The sequence below is a fragment of the Prevotella merdae genome (assembly GCF_900290275.1).
GTDB lineage: Bacteria > Bacteroidota > Bacteroidia > Bacteroidales > Bacteroidaceae > Prevotella > Prevotella merdae.
The window spans coordinates 37,954-53,990 of the sequence record NZ_LT985324.1 but is presented as its reverse complement, the minus strand read 5'-3'; the positions used below and the strand labels follow the sequence as shown (position 1 = coordinate 53,990).

General features: G+C 45.3%; 15 protein-coding genes. 2 read left to right on the top strand and 13 right to left on the bottom strand.

The window, feature by feature from the left end; all coding sequences use genetic code 11:
• Positions 1–68: 68 nt before the first annotated feature.
• Entirely contained in the window at positions 69–1,247 is a 1,179-nt protein-coding gene (locus tag C9991_RS06525) for an IS4 family transposase (RefSeq protein ID WP_438269190.1), read from the top strand.
• Positions 1,248–1,592: 345 nt separating this feature from the next.
• Here C9991_RS06525 and C9991_RS06515 read toward each other — a convergent pair whose 3' ends face one another.
• The 13 genes from C9991_RS06515 to C9991_RS06455 form a co-directional block, all read right to left on the bottom strand.
• The gene (locus C9991_RS06515; RefSeq protein ID WP_157949385.1) at positions 1,593–2,150 is read right to left on the bottom strand and encodes a hypothetical protein; all 558 of its coding nucleotides are present in this window, start codon (positions 2,148–2,150) and stop codon (positions 1,593–1,595) included.
• A 2-nt stretch (positions 2,151–2,152) separates the two neighbouring features.
• Positions 2,153–3,361: a DKNYY domain-containing protein gene (locus C9991_RS06510; protein WP_106811800.1), complete on the bottom strand. Its 1,209-nt coding sequence runs from the start codon at positions 3,359–3,361 to the stop codon at positions 2,153–2,155.
• Between the two features lie 18 nt (positions 3,362–3,379).
• On the bottom strand, positions 3,380–4,069 hold the full coding sequence (locus C9991_RS06505; RefSeq protein ID WP_106811799.1) for an exodeoxyribonuclease X C-terminal domain-containing protein: 690 nt from the start codon (positions 4,067–4,069) through the stop codon (positions 3,380–3,382).
• A gap of 4 nt (positions 4,070–4,073) precedes the next feature.
• The gene (locus C9991_RS06500; protein WP_106811798.1) at positions 4,074–4,484 is read right to left on the bottom strand and encodes a hypothetical protein; all 411 of its coding nucleotides are present in this window, start codon (positions 4,482–4,484) and stop codon (positions 4,074–4,076) included.
• Between the two features lie 12 nt (positions 4,485–4,496).
• On the bottom strand, positions 4,497–4,757 hold the full coding sequence (locus C9991_RS06495) for a type I restriction-modification system subunit M N-terminal domain-containing protein (protein ID WP_334641319.1): 261 nt from the start codon (positions 4,755–4,757) through the stop codon (positions 4,497–4,499).
• A gap of 13 nt (positions 4,758–4,770) precedes the next feature.
• Positions 4,771–4,983 (bottom strand): helix-turn-helix domain-containing protein, encoded by a 213-nt coding sequence (locus C9991_RS06490; RefSeq protein WP_106811797.1) that lies wholly within the window; start codon positions 4,981–4,983, stop codon positions 4,771–4,773.
• Between the two features lie 394 nt (positions 4,984–5,377).
• Positions 5,378–6,445, bottom strand: coding sequence for a site-specific integrase (locus C9991_RS06485; RefSeq protein ID WP_106811796.1), 1,068 nt, complete (start codon positions 6,443–6,445; stop codon positions 5,378–5,380).
• Between the two features lie 314 nt (positions 6,446–6,759).
• On the bottom strand, positions 6,760–7,773 hold the full coding sequence (locus tag C9991_RS06480; protein ID WP_007896973.1) for a GGGtGRT protein: 1,014 nt from the start codon (positions 7,771–7,773) through the stop codon (positions 6,760–6,762).
• 17 nt (positions 7,774–7,790) lie between these two features.
• The gene (locus tag C9991_RS06475) at positions 7,791–8,492 is read right to left on the bottom strand and encodes an iron-sulfur cluster assembly scaffold protein (RefSeq protein ID WP_094880593.1); all 702 of its coding nucleotides are present in this window, start codon (positions 8,490–8,492) and stop codon (positions 7,791–7,793) included.
• A 203-nt stretch (positions 8,493–8,695) separates the two neighbouring features.
• Positions 8,696–9,910 (bottom strand): hypothetical protein, encoded by a 1,215-nt coding sequence (locus tag C9991_RS06470; protein ID WP_157949384.1) that lies wholly within the window; start codon positions 9,908–9,910, stop codon positions 8,696–8,698.
• Between the two features lie 266 nt (positions 9,911–10,176).
• A complete protein-coding gene (locus C9991_RS06465) occupies positions 10,177–11,790 on the bottom strand; it encodes a RagB/SusD family nutrient uptake outer membrane protein (RefSeq protein WP_106811794.1) in 1,614 nt (537 codons plus the stop codon).
• Between the two features lie 30 nt (positions 11,791–11,820).
• Positions 11,821–14,514 (bottom strand): SusC/RagA family TonB-linked outer membrane protein, encoded by a 2,694-nt coding sequence (locus C9991_RS06460; RefSeq protein ID WP_106811793.1) that lies wholly within the window; start codon positions 14,512–14,514, stop codon positions 11,821–11,823.
• 141 nt (positions 14,515–14,655) lie between these two features.
• Positions 14,656–15,108: a NanQ anomerase/TabA/YiaL family protein gene (locus C9991_RS06455; protein WP_106811792.1), complete on the bottom strand. Its 453-nt coding sequence runs from the start codon at positions 15,106–15,108 to the stop codon at positions 14,656–14,658.
• Between the two features lie 308 nt (positions 15,109–15,416).
• Here C9991_RS06455 and C9991_RS06450 point away from each other — a divergent pair, with 308 nt between their 5' ends.
• Entirely contained in the window at positions 15,417–15,740 is a 324-nt protein-coding gene (locus tag C9991_RS06450; protein WP_232823268.1) for a Na+/H+ antiporter NhaC family protein, read from the top strand.
• Positions 15,741–16,037 lie beyond the last annotated feature (297 nt).

Here is a 16,037-nt window from a genome sequence, read left to right as displayed (position 1 = left end):
ATACGAATTTGATTTTTTCGAGATTTGATTTTGTACTTTTGCAAATTGTATTGCAAGAGACTGAAATCATGAATCAAGGAAAGACCGTATTCGCTCAAATCATGTCGCTCATACCAAGATATGAATTCGACAAGTGCGTAAAGAGATACAATGGCAATAGACATGCCATCGAGTTCAAATGCAGAGACCAGTTTATGGTGATGAGCTTTGCGCAGTTCACTGACCAAGTTAGTCTCCGCAGCATTGATGCAACGCTGGTTGCACTCTCTTCCAAACTCTATTCGAGCGGAATAAAGTATATCCAACGTTCCACTTTGGCCCATATCAATGAGACCAAGGATTGGCGTATATACCATGATTTCGGTCAGATACTGATTGCTTGGGCAAGAGAGCTGTACCAAGATGAACCTTCCCGTCTTGACGTGAATGGTATCGTGTACGCCTTTGATAGCAGCACTATCAAGTTGTGCCTTCAGCTTTGTCCATGGGCTCGTCTGCATCATGACAAAGGCGGTGTGAAGATGCATACGTTGTTGGATCTGCGTGGTTCCATACCGACATTCATTTATCTTACAGAAGCTGTAGTTCATGACTCTAAGACAATGAGTTTGATTCCTGTAGAGCCTGGAAGCTATTATCTCATGGACAAAGGCTACGTCGACTTCAAGCAGCTGTTTAATCACTTTCATCGTCAGCAAGCGTTCTTTGTAACAAGAGCCAAGGATAACATGAAATATGAAGTGCTGGAGGAACGTCCCGTAGACAAGCGGACTGGTGTTGTGAGTGATGCCATTATTAGGCTTACTGGACAGAAAACCTCACAATGGTATCCAGACGCACTCCGCATGGTTATTTATGAGGATTATGCTACCGGCAACATTTATAGATTTCTGAGCAACGATTTCACTCATTCCTACCTGACTATAGCGGAACTCTATAGAGAGCGCTGGCAAGTGGAATGTTTCTTTAAATGGATCAAACAACGACTGCATATCAAGTCGTTCTATGGAACGAGCCAGAATGCTGTATTCTCGCAGATTTGGATTGCCATATGCGATTATCTGCTGCTTGCCATAGCTAAGAAGGTATATCATATTGATCAAAATCTTTATATATTATCTGCTGCCATTGGTAAAGTCCTCTTTGAAAGGAAACCTTTAGGTGAGCTATTTGTTAAGCCCAAACGTCCTCAGAATGACTCCGATGATGGTCAGTTGACCTTATGGGAAAATTTCTTTGGACAGTAGTGAGTNTTATCTGCTGCCATTGGTAAAGTCCTCTTTGAAAGGAAACCTTTAGGTGAGCTATTTGTTAAGCCCAAACGTCCTCAGAATGACTCCGATGATGGTCAGTTGACCTTATGGGAAAATTTCTTTGGACAGTAGTGAGTTGCTATAATAATTTTTTTCATAATGCGAAGTTTAATACATTATCATATTCAATTGGTTTTAGCTCAAGTGATTCTCTTATGTGTTCAGTCGCATCTCTCTATATATGCGACTGAACACAAAATAGAAATAATCTGATTGGCTTAACGCTGTATCAGAAACGCTTGTTTAAAAGATGTAACCCCCGAATTTTCTACCACTGCTTCATTTTCTGTTTTTTTGAATTAGCGTTATTGATTCAAGTTTGGCAACATTGGCCGAGATAGGTTTGATTGTCACCCTTACATCGTACTGTTCAGGGAGTAGCTTTACATTTGGGTATTGGTTGAGATTGTAACTTCTCCAAAATGGAGTTTCGTTATAACGGAAACATACCTCAACTATTCTACTTGTTGAATATCCCCTCAGCTGAGTTGTCAATGTTATCGGTTTGATAGACTCCGCTTTTACATTCCAATAGACAAAAAGCACAAGAAAAGTAGAAAGACCGCCAACAGTAGCAAATTTCAAATACTTGCCATATTGGGATTTTCGGGAAATGATAAAACAACCGACAGCAACAAGCCATACGACAATCATCAAGAAATCATATACACGGTTGGAGATAAGAAACCCTCTTGAAAGCCATAAAACTGCACCCATAAGCGCGATAATCGCCAATAAAAAATAGTCAATCGACCGTGAACGTATCGACTGATATATCCATTTGCCTATGCCATAAGCAATAGCGATTCCGACTATATAGCGCAGCATGATTTCCATACTCATTTTCCATATTTCTTTTTCAGATATTCACGCAGTTTGGGAGAATCCTTGCCTTCATATATTCGGTTGCGGTCGAACACCGTCCAACTGTCGCCGTCCGGGAATGTCATCTTCTCAAAACTTCCGGGGTCAGCACCTTGAATGATGGAGTCGTTCCAAAACACATGTTTGTCATCTTTCCCATAGTTGAAATCTCCCCCGAAACCTCCCTCGGACACAGGCTGGAAAGTTTCGGGATTTGCCCCGGCAACTAATTGGGAACTCCACCAGACATGCGATTTATCCTTGTACCAGTTGTCGGAAATATGCTCGAAAGTCGCGACATCGGCTTTAGGAAGGATATTAAAATGGGAATCGTAGATATTTGTTCCGTCGGAATACATCAAACTGCCTACTTCGGTGAGTTTGGAATAATCTTTTATTTGGGTTGGAATCCCTTTATTGTAAGCCCTGTGCTTGTCTTGCCCTATATAGAAGTCCACTTCCTTGAACGTCGCAGGGTCAGCACCGGGAACCTCCTTGTCCCTGAAAAACACTTTGTGCTTGTCAGCGGCATAGTCTCCTGATTGGTCCGGAGTCTTTGCTTCAATCGGGTGGAAAGTCTCGTAATCGATATCTGTAATCACACCTCCTGCAAGGTAGTATCCATTGTATTTGTCTTTTGCCCAATGAGTTTCCCAAGAATCTGAACTGCCTAAGATTTTGAATGTCGATTTATCTCTTACGTTCAGTGCTTTCCCATCCCAATAAAAATCGTTGGCATCTTCTGCAAAATAGTAGGAATGCACTTTGAATGTTGCCGGATGCGCCTTTTCTATCAATTTACCGGAAACATATACATGCGTATTGTCTGCTGCATACGATTTGGTAAGCACACGGAACGAGCCGCCATCGGCACCATTGATAATATCGCCCTCGTAGAATGCGTGTTTCTTGTCTCGACCATAATCATCATTCAGTATTTCAAAAGTCTTTGGGTCTGCATCAACATGACTTGAAGTATAACCGCTTCCTTCATTCCACGTATTCCATGTTACCTCCTTACCATCGTTTTTATATCCGACAGAACATGAAACTAGGGTCATCAATACCAAAAGTATTGATGTAATGAATATAGATTTCTTAGGAGTTTGCGAACCTAACTTACTTTGTGCTGTTGCTCCGAATGCTATAAGCAGGGAGCAAAATATTAACATAAATCTCTTCATAGCTACATTATAATTTGATTACTTGAATTTCTCCCAATCAAGATTGAAAGAATCGTTGTTTTGTGAAAGCCATATAAGGTATTGTCGGTCTGTTTTGCAAACCTCCTCAATGGACTTTCCCTTGTATTTCCCGAAGCTCATTATATCATTAGGACCAAGTGTTGGTCTATTCTCCATATGATATTCCAATACCTTATCGACATCGGTATATAAGTGTTGGGAATCTATAATCGCCCATTTGACATACTGCCAATCCTTAATGATGACCTCTTTCAAAGTCATATCCTTATATTTACCAAAGCCAATCTTGTCATCAAGACCGAGAACCTTAACAGATTCTGTTGTCTTCTCACCGATGATGTCCAACAACATCCATGAGCCACATCCACAACATGGTATTGGTTGCGGTTCGGTATCATCCTTTGTACACCAACTGTGTTCTGGGTCATTCTCATAAGCATCAGCTCTTTCACCATTACGGTAATAAAAACCAAATACATTTCCAAACTTACCACCTCTTCCATGTGGTTCTACTCGTACAACCTCTACATACTGATTACGATACCAGTCTGAAACTCTTCCGTCAGGGAATCTTTGGGCAGTAAAAGGCAATGCTCTACCTATATTGTAATAAATCTCCGTTAGGTTCTGATGTGGATATTTGCAATTCACCGCATCAACCAACGTTTTCTTTTCTTCTTCTGTCATAGCTTCACTTCTTTAGTTTCTGATATTCCGTCTTAGTCATAATTCCTTCTCTGGCTTTATCCATATTTTCGGCATCTTTGTAGAAAATCCAATGTATTATAGGTTTTCCGCCATAAGCAGAAGAATAGGCTTGTTGGAATTTCCACCCCTTATCAACCATGTAATTTGCGGCATCGACCATGCTGTTAAATTTGATTTCTTCACCATTTTCGTCCACAAATTTCAATTTGCTGCTGAGATCTCCCCAAATGTTATATGATGCCTTTGTGCCGAAATCGAATATGATTTTTAGACCAGAAGAAAGGTCTTTCTCAATACCCTTTACCTCGCAATAATAACGATGTTGTGCAAACACATTGCCAACATTACATATAAGGCATAAAGCCAATAAATATTTCATAATAGTCTTGCTCATTTTTTTCTTGTTTTATAGTCCTTGTGATACTTTGCTATACACTTGTTGGAAAACTCTTTCATTGATGGCATTTTGGAAGCTCTTGTTGTCAAGTTGTTCTTTCATCTGTATAACTGCATCCTTTGTCGGTTCAAGCAGCACGTCAATGCGGCGCAACACCAACATAGGCAGAATGACCTTCTTGTAATCGCCTTTGTTGAAAGCGTTCACAAGTACATCATTGGCTATGTTCCAGATGAACGAGAACAAAAAGTTATATTGTGACTGTTCCATTATGTCTTGTCTTTTATTTAGTACTACGTTCTTTCGCGTCTGAGATAAGTTCCTTCATATCCACAGACAATATCTGTGCAATTTCAAGAAGCGCTGTAAGGTTGGGTTGGGTACGATTGCACACATAGGCATTGACCGTACTAAAACTCTTGCCCATTTTCTTGGAAAGCCAAGTTTGGCTTATTCCTTTCTCCTCTAAAACTGCCTTTATGCGATTTAACTTCATATTTTTATTGCATTTTACCATACAAAAATAATAATTTATTGCGATAATCTATCATAAATAGGCAAAATTTTAGCATTTTATAAGGTGATTTTAGTCGAAGATGCTACAAATCCCACTTTTTATGCTTATTTTTGAAACTTTATGGTTCTGTTTTTAGGTCTTGACTTGAAAGCAATGTCGTAATTTACAAAAGAGATAGACAATCAATGTTCACCTCTTAAAAATATGTAAATTAAGAGCAAAAAAGATAGTTTCTCAGATTTTAGATTTATCTTTGCATTCGTAAACAAAGCGTTCTTTGTATATTGCAAAGTTGTGAAAGAAAAAGAATATAGCTCGTTTCTAAATCGTTAGCAGTTACATTCTTTTAAATACTTAATTCGTTGATATTCAATCAATAAAAGATTTTGTTGTGACTCCTTGTGTGGAAAGTCACTCGCTTGTTTATGCCACACAATGTAGCTATGTCTTTTAGGTTCTCGTTCACATCTGTACTATCCTGAATAGGCATAACAATATCACTGTTTGGGTCGTTGTATTTATCCAACAAGAGTTTTGCCATAGGAAGGAGAGGGATGCGTGAGAGAACACCTGTCTTTATGCGTTTCTTCTTAATCCAGATACGCCCCTCGTCATCTGTCTCAAAATGTTCTTTACGCAATGTCTTGATGTCGATATAGGCAAGACCTGTGAAACAACCGAAAAGGAAAGCGTCTCGTGTACGCTCAAAACGCTTGATAGGAGTAGTGAAATTGATAATCTTACGCAACTCCACATCGTCAAGATAGTCTATATCTACATGCTCACGCTCCACCTTATATATATTAAGTGGATTGAACTGGATATATCCATTTGCCACGGCTATGTTCATCAACTGCTTCAAGAACTTCAGATGTTTTGAACATGAATTTTGGCAGTTGTTCTTCTCCGTAAGCAGATAGGTATGAAAGCCCTGTATAAAGCCCAACTTTACCTCGTGCAAGTAAATATCCTCACGATGATACTTAGCCCCCATAAACTCCTTGATATAACGACCTGTAAGTTCATTGGCTTCGTAGGTGTCCTGGGAGATTTTCTTACCGACAAGTGGTTTGCGCATCGCTTGAAAGTCTTTGAACACATCCAACAATGTCTTTTGGTTTATGGCATCCACATGGTCGTTTACTGCTTCTTTCAGTAGGTTGGCAGTAATCATAAAACCTTTTTCCATCAACTCAATCTCCTTTTGAAAGATTTTGTTGCGGAGCTGATACAGATACTCGTTTAGCTGTTTAGCCTCTTCACTTCTGCCACGAACCAACTGCTTTTCATCGTCCCAGTCAGATACTTTAATCTTTTTGCCTGTGTAATAAGATACACGCACGGCATTAACGCTGATGTAAGCTACAATAGGGGATAATCCATTTTTGTCTTTTCTGGTTTTCTTTACCATGAAATAGACCGATGTACAATGCTTTTCCATTGCTTCTTAAACAAATTTTTTGAAGACTTATCTACTTAATATACAATGGTTTATCCCATGTTGTGATGCCACTTTTTACAGACACCCAAAAGTGGCATCAGTATGTACCACGAAAAAGCGATAAAATGGGGTGTTTTAGTGTCTCCATGCAACCTGTTAAAGACTCTTTTTTACAAGGTTTATTTGCCATAAATTCAAGCTCAACCCACTTATAAAAGCCAAGTTTCAACAGGCATACAGACACAAAAAATCCTCCATAATCACTACAAGGACTATGGAGGATAATTCTATATAAATATCTGACAGTCAGATAATTACTTCTTGTTGAGGGCGAGGTCGATAGCCACGGCGATAGCTACAGAAGCACCTACCATCGGGTTGTTACCCATACCGAGGAAGCCCATCATCTCTACGTGAGCAGGAACTGAAGAAGAACCTGCGAACTGAGCGTCAGAGTGCATACGGCCGAGAGTATCAGTCATACCGTAAGAAGCAGGACCTGCAGCCATGTTGTCTGGGTGCAATGTACGGCCTGTACCACCACCTGAAGCTACAGAGAAGTAAGGCTTGCCAGCGAGGATACGCTCCTTCTTGTATGTACCAGCTACTGGGTGCTGGAAACGTGTTGGGTTGGTAGAGTTACCAGTGATTGATACGTCTACGTCCTCGCTCCAGTTGATTGCTACACCCTCGCGAACGTCGTTGGCACCGTAGCAGTTAACCTTAGCACGGGGACCGTCTGAGTAAGCGATGCGGTCTACTACCTTCAGCTCGCCTGTGTAGTAGTCGAACTCTGTCTTAACATATGTGAAACCGTTGATGCGGCTGATGATCTGAGCAGCATCCTTGCCAAGACCGTTGAGGATAACGCGCAATGGGTTCTTGCGAACCTTGTTAGCCATCTCAGCAATCTTGATAGCACCCTCAGCAGCAGCGAACGACTCGTGACCTGCCAAGAAAGCGAAGCACTGTGTCTCCTCGCGAAGAAGACGGGCTGCAAGATTACCGTGACCAAGACCAACCTTACGGTCGTCGGCTACAGAACCAGGGATGCAGAATGCCTGCAAACCTACGCCGATAGCCTCGGCAGCGTCGGCAGCTGTCTTAACGCCACGCTTGATAGCGATGGCTGCACCTGCAACGTATGCCCACTTTGCGTTCTCGAAGCAGATACGCTGTGTGTCCTCACACATCTGATAAGGATCAACACCAGCTGCTTCGCAAATCTCGTTAGCCTCTTCAAGGCTCTTGATTCCCTCAGCGTTGAGAGCGGCAAGAACCTGAGCCTCGCGGCGCTCCTGACTTTCGTAACTTACTTTTCTAATCATAGTTGTGTATCTCCTTATTATTCTTTACGTGGATCAATTGCTTTAACAACACCCTGCTCGGCAGTTGTACGACCATAAGAGCCAGTGAACTTCTTCACAGCCTCGTTAGCGTCCATACCGTTCTTGATAGCTTCCATCATCTTGCCGAGGTGAACATACTCATAACCGCAAACCTGATTGTCCTTGTCGAGGAACTGCTTTGTGATGTAGCCCTCTGTCAGCTCCAAGTAGCGTGTACCCTTAGCTACAGTACCGTAGAGAGTACCTGTCTGTGAGCGAAGACCCTTGCCAAGGTCCTCAAGACCAGCACCGATTACAAGACCACCCTCAGAGAATGCGCTCTGTGTACGTCCGTAAACAATCTGGAGGAAGAGCTCGCGCATAGCTGTGTTGATAGCGTCGCAAACAAGGTCGGTATTCAGAGCCTCAAGGATTGTCTTACCTGGGAGAATCTCAGAAGCCATAGCTGCTGAGTGAGTCATACCGGTGCAACCGATAGTCTCAACAAGAGCCTCCTGGATAACGCCGTCCTTTACGTTCAAAGACAGCTTGCAGGCACCCTGCTGAGGAGCACACCAACCCACACCGTGAGTATAACCAGAAATATCCTTAATCTCCTTGGCATAAATCCATTTTCCCTCTTCAGGAATTGGAGCCGGTCCGTGGTTTGGACCCTTTGCGACAACGCACATGTTGTCTACTTCTTTTGAATAAATCATAATCGGTATAATAAAATAAATTATTAATGAAAATTCATCTTATAAACGAGAGGGGGCTGTACCTTATATATAATAAGGTATAGACACCCTACTCATTAACGTTTACAAAATTACAAAAAAAGAATTATACTATACCTATTTCACGGTATTTTTTTGTGTACATTTTAGGATTTTTCATTCTTAGTAGACTTTGGCGCATGTTTTTACTTCACCATCTTTTTCACTTTGCCGTTGGCAAAACGGTTGATGACAAGCTCGTTGCGCATGGTAGGACGGTTTAGTTTCTTGCCGTCTACTGTGTACGAGGCCACAACCTTCGACTGCTTGCTTGCGTCGGCCACACCTTCTACACCTGTAGCTTCGGTCTGTGTGTCTAGACACCATGTGGCATAGCAATAGTTCTCGTCGTCATAGTCCTTATAGCCATAGCCTACAATGTAGCGTCCGTCGGGTGTAATACTATTGGCCTGTAAAAAGCCGTTGGTCTCCATTGCAGAAAAATCGGTAATTGTTGGATAAACAGCCGACAAATTCTTAAACTCCGTTTCGCCTGCCTTGCAGATTACAGCATTGCGCGACGACATTCCTTCCTGAGCCATACCCAATATTGTGCCGTCGTCGGCCACAGAGGTGGCAAAATAGGCAAGGTCTGCACTTGCATTTGGACATGTAAGTGTGTCAAACACATCGGTCTCCACATTGTATCGTCCGATAAGATTGGCATCCTCTGAGTCGGCGTCCACCATCTTCTTGTGGTACGACACAGCTATCCATTTGCCGTTGGAGCTAATTGCCGCTCCGTTAAATATATCGTAAGGCTGAACTCCGTCTAAATCGATGCTGCCGTCAAAGAATCGCTTGCTCAACTGCGAAACCGAATAGGTCTGGCCGTCACGGTTCTGTGTCCATACTATCAATGGATACGAGGCAAAGTTGTCGATTACACTACCCATAATAACCGAACCATCCTTGTTGGCGCCATTGGCTATAAAGCCATTTGTCTCGTATCCAGTCCACTCGTCGGTTAACTCGGGCAGATAGCTCATCTTGCCGTCCTTCATCACATACGGATGCTGGATATAGGCGTCGTTGTAGGTCACGCCACAATTAAACTTGCCGTCGGCTGTCGCATAGTGAACCAGCGAATAGTCTTCAACACTCTCGTCCAACAAATAATTGTACTTACCTGTAGCAAAGTCGAACTTTGCCGACTTGGCGTCCACGTCGCCATAGCCCACACCATCGTTGGTTACCGAGCGGATGTCGGCCCAAGCTTCAATACCAGCATTTTCGTCGTCAAGACTTGGCGACTGAAACATCTTTAGCTTGCCTGTTTCCTTGTCGTATATAAACACGCGTCCCTCAATATCTGGTCCAGCCAAATAGCGTCCGTTCTCAGATATTGTTGTACCAGTCAAAAAAGGGTTGTCTGTGTAAGGAACGTAGGTAATTTTCTGTGCCGATGCGGCAACACAAGCAGCGAATAATGCTGCAGAGAGTAAAGTTTTTTCATAATCAACTATTTTATGTTTACTTATATTGCAAAAATGCTTACAAATCATGCAATGCTTATTTGTATTGCAAAAGTATACAAAATAAATTAAACACAGCAACAATTTACTAGAAAATTACCCACTTTCCTTACGATATATTACTAACACGTATAAAAATACAACATTTAATACTAATATCCAGCGTTTTGCTTAATATTCTTATTCATCTCCCTCACCTTCTCGGGTATGGGGAACACGATGGTGCAGCCTTTCTTGTCGGCCTCGGATGGGGTGTGGATGTCGTACGTCTTGTTGTAGGTTCCAAATCTAATCATGTCCTGTCGTCTCCAGCCTTCCCACACAAGTTCTCTTAGGCGCTCGTCAAGTATATTGTCGAGAGTTGCCGCCAGCGTATTCATTCCCACGCGTGCACGCACCTCGTTCAGTTCGCCGTCGCCATTCTCTCCATTCCTTACCTTAGCCTCTGCCTTCATCAGCAGCACGTCGGCATAACGATACAGCACGATGTCGTTGTCGGGCATTCTGCCGTCCGAATAAGCCGTGCGGTCCACCTCGTACTTCTTCATACGCGCTCCGGCAGTCTCTATATATTTGCTTGCCGTCAGGTTCTGTTCCACGGCCAGGGGCATGTATTCCAGTGGCGTGCCGTCGTCTAGCTTCACCTCGTTGCCATCTACCACTACCCTACCCGTATAGAAGTTCATGTCCAGACGCTTGTCGGCCGATGCCGTGTTGTATCCGTATACAGACATTGTGTGCAGAGTGGCACATGTGCCGTTCTCCGACGCTCCGCCATAGGCTCCGCCGTGGGCATAATGGCGCGAGCGAAACAGATAGTGAAACTCGTTTGTATACAACATCTTGTCCAAGGGGATAGTAAAGATGTTCTCCTTTGAGTTTTCGTTGTGCACGGCAAAGTTCTTTGTATAGTCGGGCTCCAGCTCGTATCCGGCATTGGCTATCAGGTCGCAATAGTGTATGCAAGCCTGCCATGCGTTCATCCTCGTTCCGTCCACATCCAGCATAATGGTCTTGCCTTGCGGGCGCCACTCATCTGTCCAATTGTCATCCGTATAAACCTCGGCATTAAGCGATAGTTTGGCAAGCAGAAACCAAGCCACGGGGCGTGTAAGCCTGCCATAATAGTTGCCTTGCAGATTGCTGTGCTCGTTGGGCAGAAGCGGAGCCGTGGCTTGCAGCTCCTTAACTATATAGCCGAACACCTCGCTGCGGTTGCTTTGCTGTATGTCGGCCGTATTCTGTGTAGACGATTGAACTATAGGCACACGTCCAAACATGTCCATGGCATAATAGTAGAACATTGCCCTTACGGCACGCACCTCGGCCTTGTACTCCTCAAGCTGCCTGGCCGTTAGCAGAGCCTTGTGTTGGTCAATCGTCTCAAGCGACTTAGTAGACAGCACTATCACCTTGTACAGATATTTCCACACGTTGTACAGGTCGGTATCGGTAGAGGTCCATGTATGATCGTACATATTCTTCCACAATCCACCGTCGTACCAGTTGCCACCACGTATAGGCATTATAGCCTCGTCTGTGGTCAGGGTGTTGTAGTCGTATACGCCACGGCATGTGCCTTGCAGACCCTCGCCCTCCTCATGGGCTCCCACATAATTGTAGAGCGACGCAACGGCATTGACATACAAGCTGTTGGCAGAGTCGTAAATACCCGACTCTGGCATCTGGTCCTTGGGGGTCTCGTCAAGACACGATGAGAGACAAAGAACCGAGAATATATAAAAAAATTTAAACCATTTGTTCATAAACTAACGATTTCGTTTAAGATAATTTTATCAAAACTGCACGCTCACTCCTACAGAGTAGGTTCTATACATCGGATAGCATCGCTTGTCGTCGATGCCCATAGACGAGTTCATTACATACGAGTTTATCATTGGCGTCAGTCCGCTGTACGATGTTATGGTAGCAAGGTTGTTCACGCTGCACGACACGCGCAGCGAGCTTACCACACGGCTCTTGACGGGTACGTTGTAGCCAATGGTGAGATACTCCAGGTTTAGGTAGTCGCCACGCTCAAGCCAATAGTCAGACACGTTCTGATCTACGATGTTGCGTTGGGGCGCCCCTTTTAGCACGTTGTACACGGGGAACGACGACATATTGTTGTAGGCAAGCGATGTGCCGTTGAATATCTTGTGTCCGAAGGCTCCGTTCATCTGCATCGACACGTAGAAGTCCTTGTAGCGCAGCGAGATGTTCGATCCGAGCATAGCCTTAGGCGTAGCCTGTCCGCACACGCGTCGATCGCCTCCGTCGCCAAAGTCGATGTTGCCGTCGTTGTTTAGATCGGCTATCTTGTACTTCATCGTTCCCTGCTCGTCCTTGTACAGTCCGGTGCAATGGGGCAGATAGAACACGCCCAAGGGCTGTCCCACAATTTGGTAGAGCACATGGTTGTTGTCGCCTCCATTCTGTCCTGCTCCGTCGATAGAGCCAATGGCCGTGATGTTGGCAGCCGACATATTCATGCCGTTGTAGTTGCCCGACAGCGACAGCAGCTTGTTCTTCTGCAACGACAGGTTCATGCTCACGTTCAGGTCCCAGTCCTTTGTCTGCACAGGCGCTATCGAGAATCCTATCTCAAGTCCCTGGTTAGACATCGAGCCTATGTTGGCAAGCAGCTTGTCGTAGGCAAAAGGCGGCACAGGCACGTCGTAGGCGTACAGCATATCTGTGGTTTTCGAGTAGTAATATTCGGCCGTCAGCATCAGTCGGTTATTCCACAATCCTATTTCGCCGCCTATATTGAATGTCGACTTTGTCTCCCACTTCAGGTCGGGGTTGTTGTTGCGTATCATGCCCAGCGTTACGGTTGGCGTATTGTTCACTGGCACTATGCCTGTCTGCTGCACGTTGTCCATTGTGGTGTAGGCCGATATTCCGCCCAAATTGCCCGATCGTCCATATCCGGCACGCAGTTTCAGGGTGTTTATGCCCTTGAATCCTTGCAAGAAACGCTCCTTCTTTACGTTCCATTCTGCCGAAACCGACGGAAAGAAGCCCCAGGTGTTGTCGTCGCCCACCATCGACGATCCGTCGCCACGCATTGTCAGGGCCAATGTATACTTATTATATAGGGTGTAAGAGGCATTGGCCATAACCGACGCCAGCGACTGGTCCTCGTACGTGCTGCCCGTAGCTCCGTATGGGCGCGACGCTGTGGCACCAATGTTGTCGTAGCCAAAGGCGTTGGTTGTAATGCCCTTGGCGCGTGTCCAAAAGGCTGTCTTCTCCAGATAATGATACTCGGTTGACAATCCTGCCGTCAGGGCGTGCCCACCCCAACTGCGGTCGAAGTTGAGCGACACGTTGCCAAGATATTCCTGCTTCTTGAATTCGCCACGATATACGTTGCCCTGTGCCCACACCCATGTGGGGCAAAACTCCGAGTTCTCGTTCGACGTGTACGAATAGCTGCCGAATGCCGACAGCTTAAGCCACGGTGCCAGGTTGTAAACCAGTCGCATGTGCGTGTTGAAGTACATCTCTCTTTGGTCGCTGCGTTCGGCAAGCACGGCGCTTGGCGGATTGATGCGGTAGGCCGACCCATTCTTGGTCCAATTGCCATTGGCGTCGCGCCCAGCCGGATAAGTTGGGTTTTGGCAGGCAGCCGAGTAGAACAACATCTGCGAGTCGAAGATGTCGTTGTTCTTGTACGTAGAGCCAAACACGCCAAAGTCGCCCGTCAGGCGGTTGTCTAAGGCGTGCTGCGTTACGTCTATCTTCGCCACAAAGTTATTGTAGTCCTTGGTCTTTATTATTGTGTTGTGGTCGATGTAGCCAAACGAGGCGCGATAGTTCGACCTCTCCGAGCCTCCGCTGAATGCCAGATAATGGTTCTGCACAAATCCCGTGCGCGTTATCACGTCGTAGAAGTTGGTGTTGTAGCCGCCGTTGTTGGCATGAACGCCCAACCTCTGCGCCACAGCAAGATACTCGTTTGCCGACAGCATTTCCAGCTTCTTCGACATCGCCTCTATGCCCACATTCGTCTCGTAGGATATCTGGAAGCCCTTGCCCGTGCCCTTCTTGGTCTTCACCTCTATCACGCCCGACGCTCCGCGCGAGCCATACAGAGCCGTTTCTGCTGCATTCTTCAGCACGGCAAAACTCTCTATGTCGGCTGGATAGATGGTAGACAGGGTGGCTATGTCGCTCGTCACGCCGTCTATAATCACAAGCGGGTCGTTGCCGCCAACTATAGAGGTGGTACCACGCACACGTACCGACGACAGCTGCGCCATGCGGTCCATGCCGTTCGACGTAACGCTAAGACCCGCCGCGTTGCCGTTAAGCACGTCGAGGGCATTGTTCACAATACCCTTGTTCTGCAACTTCAAATAAGTGGGGATGGTGTCGCGTTGCACATGCAACTCCTGTACCTGCGCCGTGGCAGATACGGTGGCCTGCAGCCAAATGGCTGTCGCGGCAAAAACATATTGGTGTAGCTTAATGTGTCTCATCATCGTTGTCCTTTTTTTAGCGTATTAGGTTAATGGCAAAGGAAAGCATAATTGAGAGGGGAAGGAATATAATTGAACGTTAAAAAAAACTGATTGCTTACAAGAGAGGGGTGTTGCAAGCAGAAGCCCCCCCCTTCTCTCTCCTTACAGCTTAATCTTAACAATAGCCTTGCGCAGCTTGCCCTCGCCTATTATCGGGGCATGGGCATCCTCAGGCCAGTCGATAACCATCTGTCCCGGGCGAACCACGAAGTAGGTGTGCACAGGGCCCTTGCTCTTGGCCACGTCCTTAGCCTCGTCGTAAGGCTTGGTTGTGTCGGCCTCATCAAGGTCGGCTGTTGGAGTCCAGCCTATAATCTCCTCGCCGTCGAGCGGCACATGTATGTCGATGTAGCGGCGGTGCATCTCCAGCTGCTGCGCCTCCTTGGTTCTAAGTTCCGACTCGGCATTGTTTATAAACAGCTCGTCGCCCTTTATCTCTATCTTGCCCAGGGGCATTTCGAGGAAGTTGTGGCTCTTAAGATAGTCGAACGCCATCTTGAACAATGGATGAAGCGCCTCTAAGCGTGCGCTGTCTTTCAAATCGCAAATAACCATATGCTATGTTTGTTTAGTGGTTTGGTTAATAAATAATGTTTGTCAATCGCAAAAGTACAACTTTTAAACGATTTAACGAAGAGTTTGCCTACTAATTATTCTCACATATACCAATAAAGCCTTACATTTGCAACCCGAAAACACAGGGTTCTTCGCTACGCATTAAGGATGAATCCCCAAAAAACAAGCATAAAAACAGATTATGGATTTCAATTTCATCGGGACCGTATGGTCTCTTCTTCCTCCAGTCGTTGCCATTGCGCTGGCGCTCAAGACCAAGGAGGTATACTCGTCGCTGTTCATTGGCATTGTACTGGGCACCATATTGTACAGCATGTCGATGGGCACAGGCACGATCCGACACCACCATCATGGCATCGGCTGGTGCCGAGTGCAAGCACATTCACCACGTGTCGTCGCAGTTGCCCTACGCCCTAACCGTAGCCCTTGTGTCGTTCCTAACATTCGTTGTGGCGGGATTCACCCAGCAGCTCGGCATTGCCGCCTGTGCCGCCATTTCGTGGATAGCGGGTTTGGCTATGATTGGCTCGGCCCTTTGGCTGCTGAGAAGATTGGACACAAAAAAAGTCTGCGTCAATAAACTGAACGCAGACTTTTTTTATCCCTACTAACATCCCGTAACACATTAATAACCTTTACCTATCGACCGAGAGACAGACACATCATGTTCAATTTCAAGGAACTACAACCGGTGTTCCTGATGAATAGCGACTGCCGAAGGAGTGAGAAACGAGATTCGACTGGCCGTAAGATGCTGCGCCGACAAGGGCCTAGGAGAGGTGAAGTGGCTGGGAAGGTAAAAAGACGCCAGAAATTAATCACGTGATTAGCGTTCCAGTTCCAGTTGTTCCAATTGTTCCAAATACTATATCCACATGCGACACCCCTCTTTATAGACTATCTAATTA

Coding starts and splice junctions, on each gene's coding strand:
- C9991_RS06485 (WP_106811796.1), bottom strand. CDS start 6,445: ATGGAAAAGCATTGTACATCGGTCTATTTCATGGTAAAGAAAACCAGA.
- C9991_RS06460 (WP_106811793.1), bottom strand. CDS start 14,514: ATGATGAGACACATTAAGCTACACCAATATGTTTTTGCCGCGACAGCC.
- C9991_RS06495 (WP_334641319.1), bottom strand. CDS start 4,757: ATGGAACAGTCACAATATAACTTTTTGTTCTCGTTCATCTGGAACATA.
- C9991_RS06500 (WP_106811798.1), bottom strand. CDS start 4,484: ATGAGCAAGACTATTATGAAATATTTATTGGCTTTATGCCTTATATGT.
- C9991_RS06525 (WP_438269190.1), top strand. CDS start 69: ATGAATCAAGGAAAGACCGTATTCGCTCAAATCATGTCGCTCATACCA.
- C9991_RS06475 (WP_094880593.1), bottom strand. CDS start 8,492: ATGATTTATTCAAAAGAAGTAGACAACATGTGCGTTGTCGCAAAGGGT.
- C9991_RS06490 (WP_106811797.1), bottom strand. CDS start 4,983: ATGAAGTTAAATCGCATAAAGGCAGTTTTAGAGGAGAAAGGAATAAGC.
- C9991_RS06510 (WP_106811800.1), bottom strand. CDS start 3,361: ATGAAGAGATTTATGTTAATATTTTGCTCCCTGCTTATAGCATTCGGA.
- C9991_RS06455 (WP_106811792.1), bottom strand. CDS start 15,108: ATGGTTATTTGCGATTTGAAAGACAGCGCACGCTTAGAGGCGCTTCAT.
- C9991_RS06480 (WP_007896973.1), bottom strand. CDS start 7,773: ATGATTAGAAAAGTAAGTTACGAAAGTCAGGAGCGCCGCGAGGCTCAG.
- C9991_RS06465 (WP_106811794.1), bottom strand. CDS start 11,790: ATGAACAAATGGTTTAAATTTTTTTATATATTCTCGGTTCTTTGTCTC.
- C9991_RS06515 (WP_157949385.1), bottom strand. CDS start 2,150: ATGGAAATCATGCTGCGCTATATAGTCGGAATCGCTATTGCTTATGGC.
- C9991_RS06505 (WP_106811799.1), bottom strand. CDS start 4,069: ATGACAGAAGAAGAAAAGAAAACGTTGGTTGATGCGGTGAATTGCAAA.